Source organism: Microbacterium sp. 18062 (genome assembly GCF_902706225.1).
Classification (GTDB): domain Bacteria; phylum Actinomycetota; class Actinomycetes; order Actinomycetales; family Microbacteriaceae; genus Microbacterium.
Map to the genome: position 1 here is coordinate 56,709 of NZ_CACSKB010000013.1, position 19,575 is coordinate 76,283.

Below are 19,575 nucleotides of genomic sequence, written 5' to 3' on the forward strand. Positions count from 1 at the left end.
ACGTCATCAAACCTTGGCGGGGACGTAGTCTCGCAAAGCCGGCATCACGACCTCGCCATAGACCCTGAGGGTCTCTTCCTTGTTGTCGTGGTCGAGGTAGCCCGCGAACTGATCGACCCCGAGTTCCTTCAACTCCTCGAGCTTCTCCTGATGCTGCTCTGCGGTGCCGATCACGCAGAATCGCTCAACAATCTCGTCTGGAACGAAGTCAACATGAGAGCTTCCCGCCTTGCCGTGCTGGTTGTAGTCATAGCCGGTCCTGGCCGCGATGTAGTCAGTGAACACCTTGGGCACATCGATGCCGGTGCCGTATTTCGCGACGATATCGGCTACGTGATTGCCAACCATCCCACCGAACCAGCGACACTGATCCAGCGCATGACGCCGACCCTCTTCGGTCCCGTCCGTGATGTACATCGGAGCGGCGATGCAGAACTTGACCGAATCGGGATCACGCCCGGCGCCCTCAGCGGCCTCCCGCACGTTCTTGATCATCCACTTGGCGATATCGACGTCACCACACTGCAGAATGAACCCATCGCCGACCTCACCGGCGATCTTCAACGCCATCGGCCCGTAGGCTGCCACCCAAACGTCGAGCTGAGAGTCCCGGCTCCAGGGGAATCGGATGCTAGACCCGTTGATCTCTACCGCCCTGGAGTTAGCGAGCTCCCGAATGACGTGCACCGAATCCCGGAGCGCTTTGAGCGTCGTCGGCGAACCATTCGTGACGCGAACCGCCGAGTCTCCGCGACCGATCCCGCAGATGGTTCGATTGCCGAAATAGGCATTGAGCGTAGCGAAAGTGGACGCCGTCACGGTCCAGTCACGGGTGGCCGGGTTGGTCACCATCGTGCCGACCTTGATCTGGGTCGTTTGTCCGAGGATTTGCGAGTAGAGGACGTAGGGCTCGTGCCAGAGCACGTGGGAGTCATAAGTCCAGAAGTAGCCGAAACCGTGCTCCTCCGCACGGCGGGCAAGCGCGACAACGCGCGGAGCCGGAGGGTTGCATTGAACGACAACGCCGAAATCCATAGTGAGAGCCTTCCGATCTCTAGATCAGGTACTGGCTGAGGCCACGCTTGAAGTACGCGCCGTCGCCTTTTCTGCCGAGGTAGCTGTTGCCATCAACGATCTTGCGGCCGCGAGAGAACACGGTGTCAACGTGTCCGCTAATCTCGAAGCCCTCCCAGGCCGAGTAGTCCATGTTCATATGGTGCGTCTTCCCGAGGCCGATCGAGGTGTGACCGTTCGGATCGTAGATCACCACGTCACCGTCGGCGCCGGGCTGGATGACGCCCTTCTTGCCGTAGATGCCGAACATCCGAGCCGGAGTCGTCGAGGTGAGCTCCACCCATCGCGGCAACGAGATTTCTCCCGTGACGACGCCCTGGTAGATCAGGTCCATCCGGTGCTCGACCGAGCCGATCCCGTTCGGGATCTTCGAGAAATCGCCCAGCCCCATCTCCTTCTGGCCCTTCATACAGAACGGGCAGTGATCGGTCGAGATCACCTGCAAGTCGTTCGTGCGCAAGCCCTGCCACACGTGATGCTGGTGGCCCTCGTCCTTCGATCGCAACGGCGTTGAACACACCCACTTCGCTCCTTCGAAGTCACCCCACTCGCCACCGGAGGCGCCCAGCTGGTCTTCAAGGGAGAGGTAAAGGTACTGTGGGCAGGTCTCAGCAAAGACGTTCTGGCCGTTGTCACGGGCGGCAGCTATCTGCTCCACGGCCTGCTTGGCCGACACGTGCACGATGTACAGCGGCGCACCGGTAAGGTTTGCGAGCATGATCGCCCGGTGCGTCGCCTCCTCCTCGGCCTGCCATGGACGGGAGATGCCATGGTAGTAAGGCGTGGTCTCGCCACGGTCTAGGTGCTGTTTCACGAGCAGGTCGATGACGGAGCCGTTCTCAGCGTGCATCATGATCAGTGACCCGTTGTCGCTAGCCCGCTGCATCGCCTTCACGATCTGACCGTCGTCGCTAAGGAACACACCCTTGTAGGCCATGAAGAGCTTGAAGCTCGTGACGCCCTCGTTAATCAGCTCATCCATAGCGGTGAGCGACGAGTCCTGCACATCGGAGAGAATCTGATGGAAGCCGTAGTCGACCGCGCATTGCCCGGCAGCCTTCTCCTGCCAAAAATTGTACTGGTCGAGAACGTTCTCGCCCGCGTACTGCACCACGAAATCGATGATCGAGGTGGTCCCTCCGTGAGCAGCCGCCCTGGTGCCTGTCTCAAACGTGTCGCTAGCCTCGGTGCCTCCGAACGGCATCTGCATGTGAGTGTGCGCGTCGATCCCGCCCGGGATGACATACTTCCCGGTCGCGTCCACCACCTCATCGACACTCGACGCGAGGTCAAACCCGAGAAGGGTGCTGCCGGGGGCGAGAACAGCGGCGACCGTGTCGCCGTCGATCAGCACATCGGCGGTCGCCGTGCCCGTCGCGTTCACGACGGTTCCTCCTGTGATGAGCGTCTTCATCGGGGCACGCGGCTCCAGCTGAAGTCGGTACCGCGATGGTTCTCGGGCAGTCCGGGTCCCGCTCCGAAAATGCGCTCTCGAAGCGTCGGACCAGAGGGATCCGTCGAGAACATGCCGCGCTCCCGGAATACTGGAAGAAGCAGGTCGATGAAATCGTCGTAGGTGGAAGGTGTGATGTGAGATTGGATCAGGAAGCCATCCGCATCAGTCTGTGCGATGAACTCCTCAACTTGATCCGCAATACTCGCAGGATCACCGACGAACACGGACCCGTTCAGGCCGTTCACCCGAAGATCTTCAAGGATGTCTTTCACAGCCGGAGCGGGCGCTGACTTGCCGGCGTAGCGATTCACGCTGCTCTTCCCTTCGGCCTCGACTGTCTTGACCTCGCCGGACGAACCACCCAATGGGAGATCGGGGTCCATCGTCGTCAGGTCGAGCCCGGTGACGTATGCGTAGGTCACCGCCGCCTGCTCCGTGGTAGCGAATGCGAGCTGCGCCTGCCGCTTCTCCTGGGCCTCCTGTTCAGTCTTGCCAACGACGAACATCGAGCCGATCAGAAACTTGATCGAATCGCGCTCCCGCCCGAACGAGACGGCCCGATCACGGACATCGGCGATGTTCGCTGCCATCTGTGCAGGACTGCCCCCACCGATGAACACGACCTCTGCGTTTCGTGCCGCGAAGTCCTTCCCTCTTCCCGAGGTCCCAGCCTGGACGATGAGAGGGGTGCGCTGCGGAGACGGCGGGACATTGAGAATACCCCTTGAGGAGAAGTGCTTGCCCTCGTAGGAGACCTGACGCAGTTTGGCTGGATCCGCATAGATTCCGTTCTCACGATCCTCGAGAAGTGCGTCATCCTCCCAGGATCCCTCCCAGAGGCCGAGACAGATGTCGATGTACTCCTCCGCCCGGTCATACCGCTCATCGGAGGACAGGGCAGACTCACCGAACAGATTCGCTGACGCGATCTGCGACACGCCGGTCACGACGTTCCACCCCAGGCGACCGCCCGTGAGGTGGTCCAGAGTCGCCAGTCGCCTGGCAAGAGCGGGCGGCCGCTCAACAGTGGTAGATGCCGTCGCCACCACGCTGAGGCGCTCGGTTGCCGCTGCCACCGCCGAAACAATCGCGAAGGGATCAGCGACAGGGATGTTGAAGGCGTTGCGAACCGCAGCGTCCAGTACCTCTCCGTCGATCATCGGATACCCGTAAGTGTCAGCCAAGAACAGGAAGTCGAACCCCGCCTTGTCGATCTTCTTACTCAGCCGGATCCAGTAGTCAAGATCGAGGAAGTCCAGTGACTCATTCTCTGGAAAACGCCAACTCGCCCCGATCATCCCATTGGGTGTCAGAGACTGGAAGATTCCGAGAGTCAGTTCCTTCATTCCCATACTCCTTAGGTCCCGTGGGCGCAGATAGGCGCCGGGTCGGCAATTCCTGAAGGTAGGCGATGGATACGTCCGATTCTTTGCCGCACTGTTTCCATTTTGTGACAGTGTTGTTCTGGTACAGACCTGCGTGACGATCGCCGGGGACCATCAACCGATGCGCGTCGCATACGGTTTCGACACCCAGCGATGCCCACACATCCGCGCTTCTCGAAGTCAGAGCACAGCGTCTGAACGCCCATCAGATGTTGTGGGCAGCCGTCAACTAGCTGGAACTAGCTGCACCCAGCCCGAGCCTCGCTCAGTTGTTGATCTGCTGGGCTGCCGTGCCGTCCGGACGCATAGCAATCGCGGCAGCAATGATCTCCGCGTGCTCCTTCTGGAGCGTCGCCGCGGTGATCCGACAGAATCTAGCCTGGCTCCCGACTTGGAAAGCTGCACCGTTGGCGACACCGAAGCCGCGTTGGGCCAGCGCGACTATCGCGTCGATGTTCTGCTCCAGTGGCACCCAGATGTTGTATCCGTCGCTACCGATCGTGCTGACCCCGCAGGCAGCAAGGGCAGAGGAGAGGGCTTCCCTGCGACCGCGATAAACCACCGCAGCTTCAGCCACTTTCGCCCTCGTGTCGACATCCGAGAGCAGCGCCGCGAGCATGTACTGCAACAGACGACTGCTCCAGGCAGGGCCGAGATGCCGGCGGGTCACAAGCCGGTCGATGATCGCGCCAGGTCCTGCTACGGCAGCGAGGCGGAGGTCCGGACCAAACGATTTCGAGTATCCGTGGATGCGAACCGTCGTTTCAGGCAATGAGTCCGTGCACGAGATGAGCGGGCTCGTAGAGATGTCGCCGGCACTGTCGTGCTCTATGACCAGGCAATCTCTCCCCCTCAGGAGAGACACCAGCTGGTCTCGCCGTTCGCCTGTTATCGCGACACCCGTCGGATTCTGGGCGCGCGGCTGAAAGAGAAATAGTCGGGGTTCCCTTTTCAGGGCAAGCTCGACCTGCTCGGGCCTCGGCCCGGACTCGTCGAGCTCGATAGGCAACAAGATCGCACCGGCGAGCTCGAGGAGACTGATGATCGGTGGATACGTGGGGGTCTCGATCATGACCCGGTCGCCGTGGCGCACGAGCAATCCGATGAGCCGATCAAGCGCATCCAATGACCCGTCAACGACGGTCAAAGCTTCAGGAGCGAACCGGATGCCCCAGGAATCACGGATGGCCGCGCCCAACTCCGGAACGACAATAGGCCCGTAGTAGCTGGACTGACGAACGACGGAGTCGATGGCTTCCAACCGCATCGCAGGAAGCAGATTCGCGTCCGGAGCACCCGTTGAGAGGTCAAACGGTAGCCCTGCCGAGACCTGGCGCCGCCACACGTCCGAGCTGCGCTCTACGGCTGGGGAGGCGACATAGGTCCCCCGGCGCCCCTCAGTGCGGAGGAAACCCTCGGCCTGTAGCGCGAGCCAGGCTTTGTGCACCGATGTGGGGCTCATGTCCAGCGCAGCTGCAAGCGCCCGCACCGACGGCAGCGGTGTGCCTGGCTGCACCTTCTCCGACTGGACCAAGTGCTTGACAGCCTTCACGACAGCATCTGTGGAGCGGCCTTCGACAGACCCTGCGATCACTGTCGCAATTCTCGCCTCGGACGAGCGCTTCTCGTTCAACATCGTTCGACAAGAGTGGCACAGGAATGGGGCTGTTCTGGTACACCTTCCGGGAGTGTGCAGCTAGAGAGACCTGATTTTACTTGCCCGAAACGTCTCGATCCGTTTTGTGCCACATACACACTGTTACAGCAGTGAAACATGTCGTGACGCCTCGCGAAACATCGGCGCATCACGATCAGAGCTTGCATGAGTTCCAGTTCCCTGTCACCCATCCCTGGAGATAACCATGACTCTTTCTCGCAGCAGACGACTTCTACATAAGCTTTGCCTTTTCGCAGTCGTCACCGGCGCAGCGGTCGTAGTTTCTGCGTGTTCCCCTGGCAGCACGGACACGGACGGTGGTGCCACCAACGACAACGGCACGATCGTGCTGGTGCACGACCAGCAGGCAGGCGACGGCGGCGTCATCGATAGCCAGATCGAGGGCGTGGAGCAGATTGCCGAGGACGAAGAGTGGTCGAGCCAGGCCGTATATGTTGCCGACTCAGCGAACTATGAGTCCAGTCTGCGGAACGTTGCCGATTCGGGTCCCACGGTGATTGTGACGTCTTTCTACCGCATCACCGACGCGTTCAATTCCGTTGCAGAAGAATACCCCGACATCAAGTTCATCCATCTCTACGCCGATCCGGTGGAACCGGCGATTCCCAATCTGCTCACCGTGTCGTATGACAGCTACAAACTCATGTACGCCTCCGGCGTCCTTGCCGGTACGTTCACAGAGACCGGCAAGGTGGGCATCGTTCTCGGCGACACGCAGCCGCTCCTAGCCGCGGAATACAACGCTTTCGCGGCTGGCGCGACGAGCGTCGACCCCTCGATCGAGGTGACGTATGGCGTCGTCGGGAACTTCGACGACGCCACGAAGGCACAGGAAGTCGCCGAGCAGCTGTACTCGAGCGGGGTCGACGTGATCCAGGCAGATGCTGGCGGGGCAGACGCCGGCACCATCGCTGCGTCGCAGGCCACGCCGGGTCGGTTCATCATCGGTTACGGCCTCGGCCCGCTGACAAGCGCCCCGGACCAGACTCTCGCCGTGAGTGGCCTCGAGTTCTCGGCCTCGGTGCTGGAGACCGTCCCGATGGTTCTCGAAGACGGTTTTGCAGGCGGTCATCTGAGCACCGGCATCGGAGACGTGTTGTCCTTGACCTTCCCGGATTCTGCTCCGGTCGATGACGTCGCGGATCGGTGGGAAGCGGCAAAGTCGGCCACCGAAGCAGTGATCACCGAGATCAACGACGGCACAGTCGACGTGCCGTTCGTGACCTCAATCAATTGATCGACCAGGTTCGGGGCCCGCGCCCATGACGGGCCCCGAACCTGCCATGAGGAGAAGACGTGTCCGCGAACGCCATCGACTGCTCTCGGATCACCGTCCGATTCGGCGAGTTTACCGCCCTCAACGCCATCGACGTGTCATTCGACGCCGGCCGGATCCATGCGCTGGTCGGACAGAACGGCGCAGGGAAGACAACTCTGGCAAGAGTAATCGCCGGCCTGGTACCCGCGGCCGCAGGTACGGTGGCTGTCGACGGGAACTCAATCGAAACCGGTAACGTGCTGACTTCTCGCTCGCACGGAATTGAGATGGTTCATCAGAGTTTCGCGCTGCCCCCGTCTATGACCGTTGCCGAGGCCCTCGAGTACGGCTCAACGCGCCCCAAGGGAAGTCTCTTCACACGACGCTCACTCAACGCGTACTGGCAGAAGTATCTCGACGATTCCAGCGTCGAAGTGCGCGCGAACCAGCGTCTCCATGACCTCCCTATCGAATCGCTGCAAGCCATCGAGATCGCGCGCGCCCTGGCGGGCGACGCCAAGATCCTGATCTTGGATGAACCCACTGCGGTGCTCCCGCCTGAATCTATATCCAAGCTGTTCGACCGGATCCGTCGGCTCAGGGACGCTGGCGTCACTGTCATCATCGTGCTGCACAAGGTACGTGAGGTACTCGATATCGCCGACACTGTCACGGTCCTTCGGAGTGGTGAACTCATCCTGCGCGCCGTGCCCGCTGAATCCGTCACCGCGGAAGGGTTCGCCCGGGCCATCATCGGATCATCCGATCGCTTGTCCGAGGACGACGACGCCGCCCTCGGAATCCACCGCGTCGACGAACACGTCGAGAACACACATCGAGATCACCCCCTGGGACCGGCAGCGCTTGAACTCCATGACGTGTCGAGCGCGGAGTCGAGTGGCGGGCTACCGATCCGCAACGCCGATCTCACCGTGCACAGCGGCGAGATCGTCGGCGTGGCTGGCGTCGAAGGCAACGGGCAAGTGGCGCTCGCAGAGGCGATAGCAGGAATGCTTGAGATCCGCTCCGGCAAGCTCATTCTCGCCGGAAAGGATGCGACAAAGCTCGGGACGCTGCAGCGCAGGGCAATGGGCTTCCGCGTAATCCCCTTCGATCGCAACACCGAAGGAGTCAGCGGCTCGACCCCGCTTTGGCAGAACTGGGCGATCCCGTCCCTCGTCGGACCTCAACGCCGTTCAGGACCGGTCCGGACGAAACTGCTCCGCGAGAAAGCAGACGAGGCTCTGCGCCGCTGGGATGTGAAGTTCCGCTCGGTCAATCAGAACGCATCCGAGCTATCCGGCGGAAACGTGCAGAAGGTTATCCTCGCACGGGAGCTCGACGAGGCCGCGAGGGTGATTGTCGCTGCGCAGCCGACCCGCGGTCTCGACCTGGGAGCCGTTGAGTTTGTCTGGGACGCGCTTCGCAGCGCGCGCGACAACGGCGCCGCTGTTCTGTTCATCTCCTCAGATCTCGACGAGCTGGCGGAGATATGCGACCGAATCATCGTGGTCTTGGCGGGAGAGATCGTCATGGATGCGGAAGCTCCCTACGACTTCGAGAGCATCGGCACTGCGATGACAGGGGCGTCAGCATGAATCGCAGCATCGAAACAGTGCTCCGTCGGCTCGCTCCCATCGTCGCTGCGTTCGCGATCTTCGTGATCGCGTTGCAGCTCACCGGCTTTGCCGGCACGGACGTGATCGGTGCGATCATCCGCGGATCAGTTGGAACCCCAAATGCACTCCTGCAGTCAGTGAGGTGGTCATTCCCTCTGATGCTGGTAGGCCTCGCAGCACTGGTGAGTTTCCGTGCCGGGTACTTCAACGTGGGCGGACTCGGCCAATTCTATCTCGGCGCCATAGCGGCCACAGCAGTCTCCACCAGCCTGCCCGATGCGCCACCGTTCGTGACCATCCCGCTCTCTCTCCTAGCGGGTATCGCCGCAGGCGCCCTATGGTCCGGATTTCCCGGATTCCTGCGCGTCCGCTACGGCGCCGACGAGGTCGTCACGACGATCATGGCAAACTTCATCGCCCAGCTTCTCCTGGCATATCTGGTGTCCGGCCCGATGATGGATCGATCTAGCGCCACGGCGCAGGGCGCCGCCAGCCCCCCGGTTCCCGAACAGTTCCGGATCTCGTCCAGCACCGGGATCTCTCCGATCACGATCGGCCTGGTAGTTGTCGCGGTCGTCATCATCGCCTTCGTCATCAATCGCACCTCTTTCGGAATCCTCAGCGGCATTGCCGGTAGGAACGGTCTTATGCTCGCTTGGCAGGGAATCCGAGTGAACCGCATCGGCATTCAATCGTTCCTCATCTCAGGCGGACTGGCAGGTCTGGCGGGTTCAATGGAGATTCTCGGCCCGACCGGGAAACTGGTGACCGGTATCTCCCCACAGATCGGAAATAACGCGATACTGGTCGCTTTGGTCGCAGGTCTCGCTGTCTCCGGCGCGATAGTGAGCGCGTTTTTCTTCGGTGCGCTCACTGCCGCCAGCCTCTTCCTCCCCGTCGCGGTTCAACTTCCGGCATCAGCGATCGTCGTGCTGAATGGCATCATCGCGATCCTTGTAACGGCACATGTCAAACTCCCTGCCCTCCGGCGGGCGGTTCCCTCTCCAAAACTCGACCGCCCAAGTCCTGGGTCTGACGATCACGCGAAACCAAAGGATCTCTGATGGACGTCATCGCATCCGCTTGGCAGACGGCCACGCCGTTGATCCTGGCCGCCCTGGCCGGCGCCCTTGCTCAACGCACCGGGATCTGGCATCTCGGGCTGGGCGGACTTATGTCGATCGGAGCGCTACTCGCCGTGGTGGCGGGCTCTGCGACCGGAAGCATGCTGCTGGGCGTCGGAGGCGCCGTCCTCGGCTGCATGGCTTTCTCCGCTATCATGTGGGCCGCAATCGTCCCACTGCGTGCGAACCCGATCATCGTCGGCATCGGAATCAACGCCATCGGTCTCGGCGGGACAACTCTTGCGGTTGTTGCGATCTACGGGCGAGAGGGCACCGTCTACTCCGACGTATCCCTTCCGAGGCCCCTTGATTTCCTTCCCGGAGCCTTGGGCAACTTGTCGGTGATCGCCCTTCTCGCCCCCGTGGTCATCGTTCTCGTTTGGATCCTCGCCTGCCGTACTAGGTTCGGGCTCGCCCTCACCGCTACGGGCGACTACCCCTTCGCTGCACGGAGTGCCGGGATCTCGCTGCCGAGGATGCGACTATGGGCCCTCCTTCTCGGCGGAGCGCTCTGCGCGCTTTCCGGCGCGGAGCTCGCGGCCGGTCCTCTGGGTGCATTCAGCCCGGGAATGGAAGCAGGCCGCGGCCTGATCGCGTTCGCCGCGGTGATCCTTGGCGCAGCCCATCCGCTGGGCGTTGCAGCAGCTGCTTTGTTCTTCGGTGCGGTGAACTACCTCGGGATATGGGCCCAGATCAATTGGTCTGGTGCCGTTGATCCCAACATCATGCTGATGCTGCCGTACGTAGTGACCGTCATCGCAGTGGTGGTCACGGCACGGCTTCGCGGCGCAAACAAGAAACAGAACCTCGGCGAAATGCGAAGTCTGTAAACGGGAATAGCGCGCGTTATCACGACGACCGCCGTCACAATCTCACATCCAGTGCTGAGCGGATCACAACGAAAGAAGAAAGACCATGAAAGAGGTCGTCTCCGACCCCTCGTTTGAGGCTCGCCGATTCCGTGACACGCTCGGTCACTACGCTTCCGGCATCACGATCATCGGTGGGCTGGAAGGCGACGAGCCCGTTGGTTTCACCTGCCAGTCCTTCTACTCGGTCTCGGCCGATCCACCGCTGGTGTCGTTCAGTGTCATGACCAATTCGACGACCTATCCGCGCATCCGCGAGACAGGGAAGTTCTCCGTGAACGTTCTCTCCAGCGGCCAGCACGCAGTGTCGAACCAGTTCGCCAGGAAAGGCACCGACAAGTGGGCCGGTATCGAGTGGGCACCCACCGCTCATCGAAACCCAGTTATCGCCGATACTCTGATGTGGCTTGACTGCGATCTGTGGGCCGAGCACGAAGCCGGAGACCACTACATCGTGATCGGGCGTGTCCTCGAGATGAGCCCACCGGAGTGGCACAAGCACGAGCCTCTGCTCTACTTCAAGGGACAGTACCGCCACCTGCGGGACCAAGGCACTCAAGTGGGATAGAACGAGGGAAAGCCAGACGGTTCGCGATCCGCTTGACCTGCGGCAGTGGGGTCCTTGTCGGCATCGACCGCGGCCGGCTCGTCCGATCGGTCATCCCCCCGTGCCCTCGGAGCGGAACCTCGCCGCCCACTTTCGGGCGGTGACGGGCGAGACCATGAACATCTTCGCCGCGGCTGATGGTGGCCAGCCGCCCTCGACGATCAGGCGCGCCAACCGGAGCCGTGCGCGCGGGGCCAGGGCATCGTTAGCGTGGGACACGAGGGCCCCCAGGTTCGTGAAGCGGTTGAACTCAACAGCTCCACTTCACAACCGGAGGCCCTCGCCTCTCAGCTCCTCACGGCCGTGTCGCCGAAACAACGTTCCTGGACATCACACCTAGGGCGCTAGGAACTGGACGTCTGAGATGTCGCTGCCGACGTTACGTGGGAGCGCGACCGTCACCGGCCAGGTACGTCATCAGCCCGACAACGCACGTCCGGCGCGTGATGCTCGGAATCACGCGCCCGCCTGCTTCCGAATGGTGCCGCTTGACGATCCGCGCACTCAATCCGAGACGCTCTTCGACGACCGCCTCGGCGTGCTCACCGGGGGCAGCGCGGCGAGCGTCGCGTCGTACGCGCTCGCGACCAGGCTCACCCGGATCGGCTCGACGACCGCCGTCACCGCCGTCACCAGGGCCGCATCGAACACGAACCAGAAGCCGTAGAGGTCCTGCGGGCCGATGATCCGGGTGAGCCCGTACTCGCCGAAGCCCTGCAGCGCCAGCACGACCGTGTACAGGAGCACGTACACGCCGATCAGCGCGGGGCCCGCGCGCCACATCAGCAGGAGCGCCTGCCCGATCGGCCGGAAGCGCCCCACGAGCTCGCCCCACAGGTCCCTCGCTCGCCGGCGCACACGCTCGGGCAGCGCCGCGTAGCGGGAGCGCACGCGCTCGATCCGCTCGCCCGCGAGGGCCGGCGCCTGCGGAGCAACCGCCTGCCCGTACACGACGCCCGCGATCGTCAGCCAGGCCACGGGCAGGAGGAGGATGCCGCCGGCCTCGCCGAGCAGCCATTCGACCGCCTCCCCCACCCAGGCCACCGGCACGAGCCACTGCGCGATCCAGCCGCGCGCGTCGTCGAGCCACACCATGGCCTGCCGGGTCTCGACCCACCCCGTGACGGCGGCGAGCGCCTGGGAGACGAGCGCGACCGCGAGGAAGACCCACACCGCCTCGAGGTAGACCGCGCCGACGGACAGCGCCTTCGGCATCCGGTCGCGGTACCTCTTCCACGCCCAGCGGCCCGCGAACGCGACCACGACGATCGCGATCGTGATCGGCTCGAGCCGCAGGTCGTCGACCGCGCCGTCGGACAGCGTCACGGGCTCGCCGAGCAGCGCGCTCCACCGCATCGAGTCGCGCACCTCGAGCGCACGTGCCTGATAGGCCGCGACGTCCTGGCGCAGGTGTCCCCACGCGGCGTAGACCGCGAAGAACGGCAGGACGCCGCCCAGGAGCGCGTCGACGAACGCCCGGCGACGGGCGGCGGGCTCGGACGGCGACGGGGCGATCGCGCCCAGGCGCGGCATCGCCTCGCGCAGGACGAGGAACATCGCCACGAAGCCGACCAGTCGCGCCAGCACGGCGAGCGGGAGGATGAGCAGGCCGCCGACGGCCGTGAACGCGCCGACGAAGCCGGCGAGCTGGATCACGAGGAACCGGGCGAGCACGCCGACGAGGAACCACGCGAGCAGCGCGGGCCAATGGCGGAGCAGCAGACGCCCGGTCAGCGTCGCGATCGCGAGCACAGACCCACGGTAGCGGGTGCAGGCCCGATCAGCTCCACACGCTGGGAGCGGACACCCTCGTCGACGGCAGGGCGGATGCGGCCGCCCAGTCGTGGATCCAGTCGGCGATGTCGGGCAGCCCGTCCGGGCGCTCAAGGGCCGTGAACAGCTCGTCATGCGGGACGATGCCGCCGGACCGGCGGAGGAATCGCGCACGGACGATCATCTCGGCGTGGATCTCGCCGTCGACGACCGCGCGATGGATCATGTAGACCGACTTCTCGTCGTGGCCGAGGAGCCGCGTCTCCACGTCGAAGCGCTGCCAGAGGTTCAGGGACTTCCGGAACGTGATCGTCTCGCTCGCCACGACCGCGTACCAGCGCTTCGCGTCCATGGCATCCCAGACGCCGGTACGGATCAGCAGGTCGAACCGGCCGAGGTCGAACAGCGAGGCGTACCGGCCGTTGTTCATGTGCCGGAGCAGGTCGATGTCGGTGGGAAGCGTCCGCAGTCGGATGCGGCCGACGGACTGCAGCGGGATGCGGCCGTTCCGCCGCAGCCGTGCTCGCGCACGCCGGATGATCAGAAGGGTGCGCCAGATCACGTTCACGAGGAGCGATCGTAGTGTTCCTCGTACGGTTGCCGCACCTCGTTGTGTGATCTCCACAGTGCGGCGCACTGCATCCGGGGCCCCGATGGCGGCCTCCGACGACGGTCGTCGGCCGATTTCCCGTCCCGATGCGCCGCGCGTAGAGTCTGGCCATGGAAGCCGACACCACCACCGACATCATCGTCCGACCCGTTCGGGACGTGGATGCCGAAGCCCTCGGCCGGGTCCACGCGACGTGCTGGCACGAGACCTACGATCACCTGATCAGCAAGGCCGCTCTCGAGCGGGTCTCAGCGAAGAGGCTCGCCGAACTGTGGACGCACTGGGCCGCGCAGGGACCGGAGTTCCGCATGAGCGCAGCGCTCGTCGACGGCGAGATCGTCGGGTTCGTGGGGTCGGGTCCGGCCCGTGACCGCGATGCGCCGCGCCAGCGCGAGCTCTATTTCATCTATCTGCTCGACGCGTGGCACGGCACGGGCATCGGCCAGCGGCTCTTCGACGCCGCGGTCGAGAAGGACGAGGGCATCTATCTCTGGGTCGCCGACGACAATCCGCGTGCGCACCGTTTCTACACGCGCAACGGCTTCGTCCTCGACGGGGCGACGCACACCGAGCCGTTCCTCGGCGAGACGCTGACCGAGGTGCGCTTCGTCCGCTGAGCCGGCGCGGGCGCCACGTCGGAGAAGGACCGGCCGAGCGAAGGCTCAGCGACCGCTGACGGTGCCGAACAACCTCGCGATCGGGGCGAGCACGAGCGGGCGCGCCGCCACCCACCCGGCGACGATGACGGCCATCGAGCCGACGAAGATCCAGAAGCCGCCCCAGTTCGCCGCGTAGGCGCCGGGGTCGACGGAGCCCTGCGCCGCGTACATGTGGTTGAGGTTGCGCAGAGCCCCCGTCGCGAACACGAGCGCGACGTGCACGATGATGAACACGACGAAGTAGATCATCACCGGGAAGTGCACGGCGCGCGCCCACTCGATCGGATAGATCCGGTTCAGGGTCGTCGCCTTCTTCGGCCAGATTCCCGACATGCGCACGCCCGTGATCGTGGCGAGGGGCGCCGCGACGAACACGGTCGTGAAGTACGCCAGCTGCTGCAGGCCGTTGTAGTTGACCCATCCGTTCTCGGTGGGCCAGTCGAGCGACGCGTACTGCAGCGCCGCCGAGAGCGCGTTGGGGAACACCTCCCAGCTCGTCGGAACGATCCGCATCCACTGCCCCGTCACGAACAGCAGCACGACGAAGACCACGCCGTTGACGAGCCACAGGATGTCCAGCGACTGATGGAACCACAGCGCGAGGCTCATCTTGCGCTTGCGGTTCCATCGCGGCGTCCAGAACGCGCCTGGTCGCTTCTCCCGGCGCACCTGCAGCCCCGACCGGATGATCAGCACCATCAGGAACACGTTGAAGAAGTGCTGCCACCCGATCCATGCCGGGATGCCGACCGGCGCCGTCTCGGGCAGGTGGTACTCGCCGGGGTAGGCCGCCAGGAAGTCCTGCAGCGCATCGAGCGAGAGCAGCCAGCGCACCGCGAGAACGACCATCGCCGCGGCGAAGAGCATGCCCGCGCCGGCGACGACGACCGCGCCCGCCCACTGCCCGCGGGTGAACGGCCCGTACCGCTTCGGCTCGGGTCGGGTCGCCGGGCGCGCGAACGCATACCGGCCGGCGACCACCGTCGGCTCGAACGGCAGCGGGACGCGCGGGACGGATGGGGCGACGACGACGGCGACGAGTTCGAGCGACCCGGCCGATGCGGGGGCGGACGCCGCGCCCACCGGCTCGACCGCAGCAGGCTCGACCGGCTCGGTCGCATCGGCGGTCGGCTGGACAGGGGCGCATGTCTCGTCGGGCGCGGCGCCGGCCGCACCCGCGGCGGCGCCGCGGGTGCGCGGGACGGAAACCGTGTCCGCGGGCGGCCAGGGCTCGCCGGCGGCCACGCGCGGCAGGCCCCGGCGCACACGCGCCCCGGATGCGGCGGGCGCGACGTCCGTCGCCCCCACCGCCGATGACGGCGGCCAGGGCTCGCCGCCCGCGGCCCGCGGCAGCCCCCGGCGCACGACCCGCACGCCGATGTCCTCGGGGTCGCCCGCCGCCGCGGCAGCGTGCGGCGCGACGACCTGCGTGCGCGGCGGATGACCGTCGAGAGGCAGCGCAGCGCCATCCGCGGCCGCGTCGCCCACGGCACCGGCACCCGCGAGGTCATGCGTCGCCGCGATAGGACCCTGCGGCGCGACGACACCGGCACCGGCACCGGCGGGCGGCCAGGGGTCGCCGCCGGGCGTGCGGGGCAGTCCCCGCCGCAGCGATCGCGCGTCCGTCACCACCTCAGGCCCGCTTCTTCGCCTCGAGCGCCTCGACCAGCTGGGGCACGACCGTGAACAGGTCGCCGACGACGCCGAAGTCGGCGATCTCGAAGATCGGAGCGTCGGCGTCCTTGTTGATCGCCACGATCGTCTTCGCGGTCTGCATCCCGGCTTTGTGCTGGATCGCCCCCGAGATGCCGAGCGCGATGTACAGCTGCGGCGACACCGACACCCCGGTCTGCCCGACCTGGTACGACGAGGGCACGTAGCCGGCGTCGACCGCGGCGCGCGAGGCGCCGATCGCGGCGCCCAGCGCGTCGGCGAGCTGCTCGACGAGCACGAACCTCTCGCCCGAGCCGAGCCCGCGGCCGCCCGAGACGACCTTCGCAGCGCCGCGCAGCTCCGGGCGCGACGAGACGGACGTCACCGGATCGACCGAGACGACGGATGCGGCCGCCGCTCCGGATGCGACGACCTCGAGCGTCTCGACCACCGGCGCCGCGACCGCCTCGGCCCGCGCGTCGATCGCGCCCTGGCGAACCGTCACGACGGGGGTGCCGTAGGTCGCGGCGGACTCGACGTCGTAGGCGCCGCCGTACACGGAGTGCTGCGCGACGATGCCCTCGTCGTCGCGTGAGAGGCCGACCGCGTCGACGGCCAGGGCCGAGCGCGTGCGTGCGGCGAAGCGGCCGGCGACGTCACGGCCGTCCACCGAGTGGGAGAGGAGCACGGCGTCGGGGCGCACGAGCGCGGACGCGGACGCGAGGGCGTCGACGGCGGGGACGCCGAGCCGCGTCGCATCGCCCGGGGCGACCAGGACGGAGGCGGCGCCGAGGGCGGCCGCATCCGCGGCGAGTGCGGCGTCGCCGACGACCAGCGCGACGGGCGTGCCGATCGCGGCGGCCGCACCCAGCAGCCCCGCGCTCGAGGAGGCGAGCGCGCCGTCGGCGGTGACGTCCAGCAGGACGAGGACGGAGTCCGGAGCGAAGTCGGTCATCGCAGCCACCTCACACGAGTCGGTTCTGGACGAGGAAGTCGGCGAGCCTCGCGCCGGCGTCGCCCTCGTCGACGATGACGGTGCCCGCCGCCCGCGGCGGCTTGGCGGTGATCGCGGTCATGATGGACCGGGGCGCGAGGGCGGGATCCGCATCGACGCCGAGATCGGCGAGCGTGACCTTCTCGAAGGGCTTCTTCTTCGCCGCCATGATGCCCTTGAAGTTCGGAAAGCGGGCGTCCGGCAGCGCCTCGGTGATCGAGATCACGGCCGGAAGCGCCGCCGACACCCGCACCTCGGCGCCGTCTGCCGCGCGGGTGCCGGTCACCGCGTCGTCACCGATCTCGACCGACGACAGCGACGTGGCGTGCGGCACGCCGAGCAGCTCGGCGACCATCGCCGCGATCACGCCGCCCGACCCGTCGGTGGACTGGTTGCCGGCGATCACGAGGTCGAATCCCGCGCGCGACACCGCCGCGGCGAGCACCTCGGCGGTGAGGCCCAGGTCGGCACCGAGCAGGACCTCGTCGACGACCTGCAGGGCGGATGCCGCTCCCATCGCGAGCGCCTTCCGCACGGTGGCGGTCGCCTCCTCGGGCGCCATCGACACGACGACGACCTCGGTGCCGGCGTGCGCGTCGGCGTACGAGAGCGCCACCTCGAGGGCGCGTTCGCCGATCTCGTCGATCACCCGCTCGCTCGCGCTGCGATCGGCGAGGCCGGTCTCGAGGCCGAGCACGCGGTCGCCGTAGGTATCCGGCACCTCTTTGACCAGGACGACGATCTTCATAGCGCGGGACTCCTTCGACGGGTCGATTCTATTCACTCCGAGAGTGAGACGCAGTTTCAGCTATGGTGGAACTTAGGCGCACGCTTCTCGCGGAAGGCGGCCATGCCCTCCTTCTGGTCCTCCAGCGCGAACAGTCCGGCGAAGACCTGCCCCTCGAAGCGCAGCCCCTCGGCGAGCGAGGTCTCCTGCGCGGCGCGCAAGGCCTCCTTCGCGGCGTAGACGACCGGCAGCGACTTCGCCGCGATCGTCTCGGCGAGCGCCTGCGTCTCGTCGAGCAGGTCCGCCGCCGGCACGACCCGTGAGACGAGTCCCGCCCGCTCCGCCTCGGCGGCATCCATCGTGCGACCGGTGAGCACCAGCTCGGCCGCCTTGTACGCGCCGACCGCGCGGGTGAGTCGCTGCGTCCCGCCGAGCCCGGGGATCACGCCCAGGTTGATCTCGGGCTGCCCGAACCTCGCGCTGTCGGCCGCGAGGATCACGTCGCACGTCATCGCGAGCTCGCAGCCGCCCCCGAGCGCGAAGCCGGCGACGGCGGCCACGAGCGGCGTGCGCGCCCGCGAGATCGACTCGAGCGGCGCGAACGGGCTGTCCATCAGCATCTCGCGCGAGCTCTTGTCGGCCATCTCCTTGATGTCCGCTCCGGCGGCGAAGGCCCGCTCGCTGCCGGTCAGCACGATGCATCCGACGCCCTCGTCGGAGTCGAAGGCGGCGACCGCCGCGGCCAGCTCCCCCGCGAGGACGGAGTTCAGGGCGTTGAGTGCCTGCGGGCGGTTCAGGGTGATCCATCCGACGCGTCCGCGCTGCTCGACCAGGATCGTCTCGTAGGAGGTCATGGCGCCATCGTGGCACGTCGGGGCGCGCCCACGCTCACCCCTGCTCCTCCGCGCGCGCCGCGGCCACGAGATCGGCTGCATCCGGGACGTATCCGGGGATGTGCCGCTCGGCCGGCCCGTCGTACAGCGACAGGGGCCGGATGAGCGCGTTCGAGGCGAGCTGCTCGGCGATGTGCGCGGTCCATCCGGTGACGCGCGCGGCGACGAACAACGGCGTGAAGGTGAGGGTGTCGAAGCCGATGAGGCTGTAGGCCGGCCCGGAGGGGTAGTCGAGGTTCGGGTAGATGCCCTTGCGGGCGACGAACTCGCTCTCCAGCGCGTCGTAGAGCGCCGCGACGTCAGGCCGGTCGTAGTGGGCGACGAGCTCGTCGAGCGCCGCCTTCATCGTGGGCACCCGCGAGTCGCCGCGCTTGTACACGCGGTGACCGAAGCCCATGATCTTGCGCTTGGAGGCGAGGGCCTCCTCCAGCCACCTGTCGACGTTCCGCGCATCGCCGATCTCGTCGAAGATGTGCAGCACCGCCTCGTTCGCCCCGCCGTGGAGCGGGCCCTTCAGGGCGGCGATCGCGCCGACGACGGCGGAGTACAGGTCGCTCAGGGTGCTCGTGATCACCCGCGCCGTGAACGTCGACGCGTTGAACGAGTGCTCCGCGTAGAGGATCATCGAGCGGTTGAACGCGTCCACGACGACGGGGTCCGACTCCTCGCCGAAGGTCATCCAGAGGAAGTTCGCCGCGTAGTCGAGGTCGTCGCGCGGCGCGACGGCCTCCTGGCCGCGCCGGCGTCGCTGGCCGTACGCGACGATGGCGGGGAGCGCGGAGAACAGCCCCATGCTCCGGGCCAGGTTGTCCTCGACGCTGCCGCCGGCATCGAGCACCGATCCGGTGCCGGCGAGCTCCGCGGCCCCCAGCACGCTCACCGCGGTGCGCACCTCGTCCATCGGGTGGGCACCCAGCGGCACCAGGTCGATCGCGGCCTGGACGGCGGCTGTGAGCGGACGGTGCTCGCGCTCGACCCGCCGCAGCTCGGCGAGCTCATCGTCGGTCGGCAGCTCGCCGTGCCAGAGCAGGTATGCGACCGCCTCGAAGGGCTGCGTCGCGGCGAGCTCCTGCACCGGATACCCGCGGTACAGCAGCGAGTTGGTCTCGGGGTTGACCTTGGACACGGCGGTGACGTCCGCGACGACGCCGGCCAGGCCCTTCTTGATCTCAGGTGTTTCGGTCATGATCACTCCT

Annotated in this window: 17 protein-coding genes and 1 pseudogene; 6 read left to right on the forward strand and 12 right to left on the reverse strand. The window is 65.9% G+C overall.

Features of this window, described 5'->3' with window-relative positions; all coding sequences use genetic code 11:
• Positions 1-6: 6 nt before the first annotated feature.
• The 4 genes from GVL03_RS06910 to GVL03_RS06925 form a co-directional block, all read right to left on the reverse strand.
• The gene (locus GVL03_RS06910) at positions 7-1,035 is read right to left on the reverse strand and encodes a TIGR03842 family LLM class F420-dependent oxidoreductase (RefSeq protein WP_159500250.1); all 1,029 of its coding nucleotides are present in this window, start codon (positions 1,033-1,035) and stop codon (positions 7-9) included.
• Between the two features lie 19 nt (positions 1,036-1,054).
• On the reverse strand, positions 1,055-2,488 hold the full coding sequence (gene hydA / locus GVL03_RS06915) for a dihydropyrimidinase (protein WP_159500251.1): 1,434 nt from the start codon (positions 2,486-2,488) through the stop codon (positions 1,055-1,057).
• Positions 2,485-3,876 (reverse strand): NtaA/DmoA family FMN-dependent monooxygenase, encoded by a 1,392-nt coding sequence (locus GVL03_RS06920; protein WP_159500252.1) that lies wholly within the window; start codon positions 3,874-3,876, stop codon positions 2,485-2,487. The genes hydA and GVL03_RS06920 overlap by 4 nt, the downstream gene beginning before the upstream one ends.
• Positions 3,877-4,180: 304 nt before the next feature.
• Positions 4,181-5,551: a PLP-dependent aminotransferase family protein gene (locus GVL03_RS06925; RefSeq protein WP_159500253.1), complete on the reverse strand. Its 1,371-nt coding sequence runs from the start codon at positions 5,549-5,551 to the stop codon at positions 4,181-4,183.
• A 373-nt stretch (positions 5,552-5,924) separates the two neighbouring features.
• Between GVL03_RS06925 and GVL03_RS06930 the strand changes: the two genes are divergently transcribed.
• The 5 genes from GVL03_RS06930 (at position 5,925) to GVL03_RS06950 (ending at position 11,031) form a co-directional block, all read left to right on the forward strand.
• Positions 5,925-6,830 carry a BMP family ABC transporter substrate-binding protein gene (locus tag GVL03_RS06930; RefSeq protein WP_159500254.1) on the forward strand — a complete coding sequence of 302 codons (906 nt, stop codon included), beginning with the start codon at positions 5,925-5,927 and terminating at the stop codon, positions 6,828-6,830.
• A 59-nt stretch (positions 6,831-6,889) separates the two neighbouring features.
• Positions 6,890-8,449, forward strand: coding sequence for an ABC transporter ATP-binding protein (locus GVL03_RS06935; RefSeq protein WP_159500255.1), 1,560 nt, complete (start codon positions 6,890-6,892; stop codon positions 8,447-8,449).
• Positions 8,446-9,534 carry an ABC transporter permease gene (locus GVL03_RS06940; RefSeq protein ID WP_159500256.1) on the forward strand — a complete coding sequence of 363 codons (1,089 nt, stop codon included), beginning with the start codon at positions 8,446-8,448 and terminating at the stop codon, positions 9,532-9,534. Before GVL03_RS06935 ends, GVL03_RS06940 begins: the two co-directional genes overlap by 4 nt.
• Positions 9,534-10,424: an ABC transporter permease gene (locus GVL03_RS06945; protein ID WP_159500257.1), complete on the forward strand. Its 891-nt coding sequence runs from the start codon at positions 9,534-9,536 to the stop codon at positions 10,422-10,424. Before GVL03_RS06940 ends, GVL03_RS06945 begins: the two co-directional genes overlap by 1 nt.
• A gap of 85 nt (positions 10,425-10,509) precedes the next feature.
• Positions 10,510-11,031 (forward strand): flavin reductase family protein, encoded by a 522-nt coding sequence (locus GVL03_RS06950; protein ID WP_159500258.1) that lies wholly within the window; start codon positions 10,510-10,512, stop codon positions 11,029-11,031.
• Positions 11,032-11,050: 19 nt separating this feature from the next.
• Here the strand turns inward: GVL03_RS06950 and GVL03_RS06955 are convergent.
• The 3 genes and pseudogenes from GVL03_RS06955 to GVL03_RS06965 form a co-directional block, all read right to left on the reverse strand.
• Positions 11,051-11,289 (reverse strand): annotated as a pseudogene (locus GVL03_RS06955) (leucine zipper domain-containing protein); the annotation flags it as partial.
• 285 nt (positions 11,290-11,574) lie between these two features.
• The gene (locus GVL03_RS06960) at positions 11,575-12,822 is read right to left on the reverse strand and encodes a hypothetical protein (protein WP_159500259.1); all 1,248 of its coding nucleotides are present in this window, start codon (positions 12,820-12,822) and stop codon (positions 11,575-11,577) included.
• A gap of 28 nt (positions 12,823-12,850) precedes the next feature.
• Positions 12,851-13,411: a thioesterase family protein gene (locus GVL03_RS06965; RefSeq protein WP_159500260.1), complete on the reverse strand. Its 561-nt coding sequence runs from the start codon at positions 13,409-13,411 to the stop codon at positions 12,851-12,853.
• Positions 13,412-13,563: 152 nt separating this feature from the next.
• On the opposite strand from GVL03_RS06965, the gene GVL03_RS06970 reads away from it, so the two are divergent.
• A complete protein-coding gene (locus GVL03_RS06970) occupies positions 13,564-14,070 on the forward strand; it encodes a GNAT family N-acetyltransferase (RefSeq protein WP_159500261.1) in 507 nt (168 codons plus the stop codon).
• A 45-nt stretch (positions 14,071-14,115) separates the two neighbouring features.
• Here the strand turns inward: GVL03_RS06970 and GVL03_RS06975 are convergent, their stop codons facing one another.
• The 5 genes from GVL03_RS06975 to GVL03_RS06995 are packed head-to-tail and all read right to left on the reverse strand — an operon-like array spanning position 14,116 to position 19,565.
• Positions 14,116-15,741, reverse strand: a complete 1,626-nt coding sequence (locus tag GVL03_RS06975; RefSeq protein ID WP_235038057.1) for a cytochrome b/b6 domain-containing protein — start codon at positions 15,739-15,741, stop codon at positions 14,116-14,118.
• A 4-nt stretch (positions 15,742-15,745) separates the two neighbouring features.
• A complete protein-coding gene (locus tag GVL03_RS06980) occupies positions 15,746-16,720 on the reverse strand; it encodes an electron transfer flavoprotein subunit alpha/FixB family protein (RefSeq protein WP_159500263.1) in 975 nt (324 codons plus the stop codon).
• A gap of 10 nt (positions 16,721-16,730) precedes the next feature.
• Positions 16,731-17,507: an electron transfer flavoprotein subunit beta/FixA family protein gene (locus tag GVL03_RS06985; RefSeq protein WP_159500264.1), complete on the reverse strand. Its 777-nt coding sequence runs from the start codon at positions 17,505-17,507 to the stop codon at positions 16,731-16,733.
• Positions 17,508-17,563: 56 nt separating this feature from the next.
• Entirely contained in the window at positions 17,564-18,340 is a 777-nt protein-coding gene (locus GVL03_RS06990) for an enoyl-CoA hydratase-related protein (protein WP_159500265.1), read from the reverse strand.
• Between the two features lie 34 nt (positions 18,341-18,374).
• Positions 18,375-19,565: a bifunctional 2-methylcitrate synthase/citrate synthase gene (locus tag GVL03_RS06995; RefSeq protein ID WP_159500266.1), complete on the reverse strand. Its 1,191-nt coding sequence runs from the start codon at positions 19,563-19,565 to the stop codon at positions 18,375-18,377.
• Between the last annotated feature and the right edge of the window lie 10 nt (positions 19,566-19,575).